The 5,476-nt window shown below is 59.8% G+C and carries 5 protein-coding genes; all 5 read left to right on the top strand.

What is annotated here, in order from left to right:
* Positions 1-304, top strand: a 304-nt coding sequence (locus ABX749_RS19905; protein WP_372897511.1) for an ATP-binding protein, incomplete at its 5' end; no start/stop codon positions are given.
* A gap of 128 nt (positions 305-432) precedes the next feature.
* On the top strand, positions 433-1,434 hold the full coding sequence (locus ABX749_RS19900; protein ID WP_145220805.1) for a sugar phosphate isomerase/epimerase: 1,002 nt from the start codon (positions 433-435) through the stop codon (positions 1,432-1,434).
* Between the two features lie 27 nt (positions 1,435-1,461).
* Complete coding sequence (locus ABX749_RS19895) at positions 1,462-2,844, top strand: TMEM43 family protein (RefSeq protein WP_372897510.1); 1,383 nt, start codon at positions 1,462-1,464, stop codon at positions 2,842-2,844.
* Positions 2,845-2,879: 35 nt separating this feature from the next.
* The gene (locus ABX749_RS19890; protein WP_372897509.1) at positions 2,880-5,036 is read left to right on the top strand and encodes a M3 family metallopeptidase; all 2,157 of its coding nucleotides are present in this window, start codon (positions 2,880-2,882) and stop codon (positions 5,034-5,036) included.
* 113 nt (positions 5,037-5,149) lie between these two features.
* Positions 5,150-5,476, top strand: a 327-nt coding sequence (locus ABX749_RS19885) for a PQQ-binding-like beta-propeller repeat protein (protein WP_372897508.1), incomplete at its 3' end; no start/stop codon positions are given.

Below are 5,476 nucleotides of genomic sequence, written 5' to 3'. Positions count from 1 at the left end.
GCTCGAACACTATTCGGACGTCAAACGCGTGACGCTACGTCTGGAACAATCCGGTGACGACGTTTGTTTCCAGGTCAGTGACAGCGGGACCGGGATCGCAGCGGACCGAATCACCACGATTTTTTCCAACGGCTTCACCACCAAAAAAGACGGGCACGGCTTCGGACTCCATGCCTCCGCGACCGCGGCGGTCGAACTGGGCGGCAGATTGTCGGTCCACAGCGAGGGGATCGGTCAGGGAGCCACGTTCACGTTGCTGCTGCCCATTTCGATCCGCACCCGGCACAAAGCACTCGCCGGGTAATCCAACGCCCTCACAGTGAGGCGGCACAGTGAAGCAGCACAGTGAGGCGGCACGACTCGCGCCGATACGCTAAAACAACACGGTAGTCGAGGCGACACCCATGACACCGGCCGCGAGCAACCGATCCGATGCAACCATCCAGTTCCCACCACCGTGACGAAACCGTTTCCCCCAAACCCTCCCGAATCGACCGCCGGCAATTGATCGCCGGAGCGTTGACCGCCCCGCTGACTGTCCCACTGGCCGTCGCAGCGATGGCACCGGCGGCGGGGGCGGCAGAGGATTCCGCCCCCCCACGACGCGGCAACCGCATCGCCGTTTCCACGTACTCCTATTGGCGTTACCGCGACGACAGCAAGCTGACGATCGAGCAGTGCATCGACTTGGCCGCCGAAACGGGCTTCGATGGCGTTGAAATCCTGCACGTCCAGATGGAGGACGAATCCAACGCCGCGTTGCAACGGATCAAACAACGGGCCTTTCGGTCGGGATTGGATTTGTGCGGATTTTCCACGCACCAATCGTTCGTCTATCCCGACGCCGCGAAGCGTGACGAAAACGTCCGTCACACCATCCACTGTATCGAACTGGCCTACGCACTGGGCATTCCGACCATCCGCGTCAACACCGGACGCTGGGGAACGTCAAAAGATTTCGACACGCTGATGGCCAACAAGGGGATCGAGCCCAGGCTGGAAGGCTACAGCGACGACGACGGATTCGCCTGGGTTCGCGAAGGTCTCGAAAAGTGCTTGCCGGCCGCCGAAAAATGCGGCGTCGTGCTGGGACTGGAAAACCACTGGGGACTCGGCCGCACCGCCGACGGCGTGCTCCGGTTGATCCGCGAGATCGATTCCCCTTGGCTGCGAGCCACCTTGGACACGGGCAACTTCTTGGAAAACCAGTACGAACAATATCAACAACTCGCGCCCGAAGCCGTCTTTGTTCAAGCCAAGACCTACTTCGGCGGAGGCACCTGGTACACGCTGGAGATCGACTACGACCGAGTCGCAGCGATCTTGGCGGGGGTCAACTACCAGGGATACATTTCGCTGGAGTTTGAAGGCCAGGAGTCGCACGAAACGGCGATTCCCAAAAGTCTGGAAACCTTGCGCAAAGCGTTTGCCTGATTCCGCAAATGAAGTGAGAGAAGTCTGATGGGAACTCGGGTCACAGAAGAATCATGGTTCGGCCGGCTCGGCAAGGCGTTTGCCGGCATCCTGTTCGGCGGTCTGCTGACCGTCGTCTCGGTCCCCGTCTTGTTCTGGAACGAAGGCCGCGCCGTCCGCACCGCCAAAGGATTGAAGGAAGGCGCCAAGGTGGTCGTCGAGATCCAACCGGATGCGGTCGACCCGGCGAACGATGGAAAGTTTGTCCACGTCTCCGGTGATGTCCAGACCAACGACGTGCTCCGTGACGACGACTTCGCCATCGAATACAACGGGATTCGATTGGAGCGGCACGTCGAGATGTACCAGTGGAACGAAAACAAACAGACCACGAAAGAAAAAAAGCTGGGCGGGGGAACCAGGACGACCACCACCTACACCTACGAGAAAGATTGGTTCCCCGAACGGATCGATTCGAGCGGATTTGACGAAGCACACTCGCACCAGAATCCGACCGAGTTTGTGTTCGCCGATCGGACCTACCAGGCCAAGAACGTCTCCCTGGGACAGTTCCGTCTTCCCGACTCGCTGATCGCCATGATCAGCGGCGAAGACGCCTTGGAACTGGACCCGGCCAACGTGCCCGACGCGTTCAAGGATCGCTCGATCATTCGCCGCGATGGCCCCGACGGCGCATCACGGATCTACCTTTTCGCACACCCGCTGCCGGTCTCAGCATCCGCCCAAGACCCTGTCCCCACCGACGCGGTGAAAGCAACAGTGGACGAGTCCGCGGAATTGGCGCTCACACCGCCGGCCCAATCGTTACCTGACGAACAGGCACAAGCTGCCGAGCCAGCGTTGCCGACCGAGCCGGATCGTCCCGAAACGGATGCAACCGCCAACTCGCCCCCGACCGACACCCCGCAGATCGGCGATGTCCGACTGTGGTTCACCGCGACGCCGGTGCAGACGGTCAGCCTGCTCAGCCAACAAACCGGCGAGTCGTTCCAACCGTTTGAAACGCACTACGACACCACCATCAACGTCTTGAAAGTCGGCGTCTTTAGCGCCGCTGAAATGATCGCCCAGGAAGAGGCGGCCAATCGGATCCTGACCTGGCTCTTGCGGGCCGGCGGATCGATGATGATGTTTTTCGGATTGATGTTGTTGCTGCGCCCCCTGGTGGTGCTGTCGGACGTCCTCCCGTTGGCCGGTTCACTTGTCGGATTTGGCACCGCCATCGTCGCCGGCTTGCTGACCATCGCGGGGGCGATGACCGTGATCGGAATCGCATGGGTCTTCTATCGGCCCGTGTTGGGGATCAGTTTGCTGGTCGTCGCCATCGCGGCGGTCTATTTGATTTTCCGCCGCGGTCGGTCCAAGCGAGCACAACAGCGCGATACACTCACCCACGCTGATCTGGCGTGACCGGACCCCAATCTGGACCTCAACCCCACGACCCTATGAAACTCTCACCGATCGCCGCGATTTCGTTCGGCTTCTTGATTTTGAACCTGGGCTTGCTGCAAGCCCAGGAGGACACGAACACCACCAAGACGGAGCAAAAAGGGATGACTGATTCGGTACTGCTGAAACCATGGACGGGACCTTATGGAGGCGTACCGCCTTGGGATCTGGTACGAAGTGAAGAGTTTATCGGTGCCTTTGACGCGGCCATCGCGCAAGCGTCTGCTGAAATCGACGCGATCGCCAACAACCCCGAACCGGCCAGCTTTGAAAACACCGTCGTGGCGATGGAGAAATCCGGAGAGTCACTCGATCGCCTGGACGCGATCTTCGGTGTCCATTCCTCCAACCTGAACCTCGGGCCGATCCCCGACATCGAACGCGTCGTCGCGCCAAAACTTTCCGCCCACTCCGATAGCATCTTCCAGAACAGCGCGCTATTCGAGCGACTCAAGGCGATCTACGAGAGCGACGAAAAAAAGTCGATGACCGTCGCCCAAGTCCGCTTGATCGACGATCTCTACAAAACGTTCGTTCGTCGCGGTGCCCAACTCAATGCCAGTGACAAGGCCCGGCTGACACGAATCAACGCGGACCTTTCGCGGTTGTTCACCGATTTCAGCCAAAACGTCCTCGAAGACGAAAAGCGATTCGTGACGTGGGTCGAAAAGGAATCGGATCTGGACGGGTTGCCCACAAGCGTGGTGGCGTCCATGAAACGGGCCGCCGAAGAACGCGGCAAACCCGATCAGTGGGCGGTGACCAACACCCGATCGTCGATGGATCCGTTCTTGACGTACAGCAAGAACCGGCCGCTTCGCGAACAGGTCTGGCGGACGTATTACAACCGCTGTGACAACGGCGACGAGCATGACAACAACGGGATCATCACCGAAATCCTGGCACTCCGCCGTGAACGGGCCAAACTGCTCGGCTATCCCACCCACGCCCACTGGCGTTTGGAACCGACGATGGCGAAGAAGCCCGAACCGACTTTCGCGCTGATGAACCAGGTTTGGCCCAAGGCGGTCGCACGCGTCGCCGAAGAGGTCGCCGACATGCAAAAGATCGCCGACGCCGAAGCCTCCACTTCCGCAGAAAAAATCACCATCCAGCCCTGGGACTACCGCTTCTACGCCGAGAAAGTCCGCAAGGCGAAATACGACTTGGACCTCGGTGAAGTCAAACCCTACCTGCAACTGGAAAAGCTCCGCGAAGGCATGTTCTGGGTCGCCGGCGAACTGTTCGGTTTCCAGTTCACGCCCGCCAAAGATGTCCCGGTTTTCCATCCCGATGTTCGCGTCTGGGAAGTCACCGGCCGCGACGGAGAACACGTCGGGCTGTGGTACTTTGACCCCTACGCACGCGCCGGAAAACGAAGCGGTGCCTGGATGACCGCCTACCGCGTCCAACAGAACATGGGCGACGCAAAGACACCGATCGTTTCCAACAACTCCAACTTCATCCCGGGCGGTAAAGACGAAACGGTGCTGATTTCGTGGGACGATGCCGTCACGCTGTTCCACGAATTCGGCCACGCGCTGCACGGGCTCTGCTCCGACGTCAACTATCCCTCGCAAGCCGGCACGTCGGTCGCCCGAGACTACGTCGAGTTCCCCTCCCAACTGCTGGAACATTGGCTCGACACGCCGGAAGTGCTGCAGAAGTATTGCGTGCACTATGAAACGGGCGAGCCGCTGCCGCAATCGCTGATCGACAAGATCAAGAAGGCGTCCACGTTCAATCAAGGATTCGCGACGGTCGAATACCTGGCCAGTGCGATCGTCGACATGAAACTTCACACCAGCGACCAGGAACGCATCGACCCGGACGCCTTTGAAAAGGAAACGCTCAAAGAAATCGGGATGCCCGAGGAACTGCCGATGCGGCACCGCACGCCCCACTTTGCCCACATCTTCAGCAGCGACAGTTATTCGGCCGGCTATTACAGTTACCTGTGGGCCGACGCGTTGACCGCCGACGCGGCGGAGGCCTTTGAAAAGGCCGGTTCGTTCTACGACCCTGAACTGTGCGAAAGCTTGTACGAGAACGTGTTCTCCGTCGGCGACACGATTGATCCGGCCGAGGGATTCCGACGCTTCAGGGGCCGCGACGTCGACACCTCCGCCCTGATGCGCAAACGGGGATTCTGACCGCTTAGGGCCGTCAAGAAAAAGTGGCGTAAGCTTCCAGCTTGCGATCCCGACAACGCAAGCTGGAAGCTTGCGATCCTGTCGACACAGGCGAAACACCTAAACAAAGATCCATGATGACTCCCAGACACTACTTGTCGGTTGCCTTGGTGACGGCCTCGATCGTCGCCTCTATTTCCCGCGCCGAAGACTGGACAGAGTTCCGCGGACCGGGAGGGCAAGGCCACTCCAACGTCGCCGCCCTGCCGCTGACATGGAGTGAAACCGAGCACATCGCTTGGAAGGTTCCGATTGACGGCGACGGATGGTCTTCGCCGGTCGTCGCCGATGGCAAGATCTATCTGACCACCGCGACACCGCTCGATGGCGATTCCGACAAGGCGCGATCGTTACGCGCGGTGTGCCTCCATGCCGACGATGGCCGAATCCTGTGGAACCAG

This window comes from Stieleria sp. (assembly GCF_041595215.1).
In the GTDB taxonomy this organism is placed as follows: Bacteria; Planctomycetota; Planctomycetia; order Pirellulales; family Pirellulaceae; genus Stieleria; species Stieleria magnilauensis.
Note: the sequence above shows the minus strand (reverse complement) of the source record. Positions and strands in the feature narration are given on the sequence as shown.

Bases quoted from the DNA above. Each gene is read 5' to 3' on its own strand.
- ABX749_RS19895 (WP_372897510.1), top strand. From the start codon at position 1,462: ATGGGAACTCGGGTCACAGAAGAATCATGGTTCGGCCGGCTCGGCAAG.
- ABX749_RS19890 (WP_372897509.1), top strand. From the start codon at position 2,880: ATGAAACTCTCACCGATCGCCGCGATTTCGTTCGGCTTCTTGATTTTG.
- ABX749_RS19900 (WP_145220805.1), top strand. From the start codon at position 433: ATGCAACCATCCAGTTCCCACCACCGTGACGAAACCGTTTCCCCCAAA.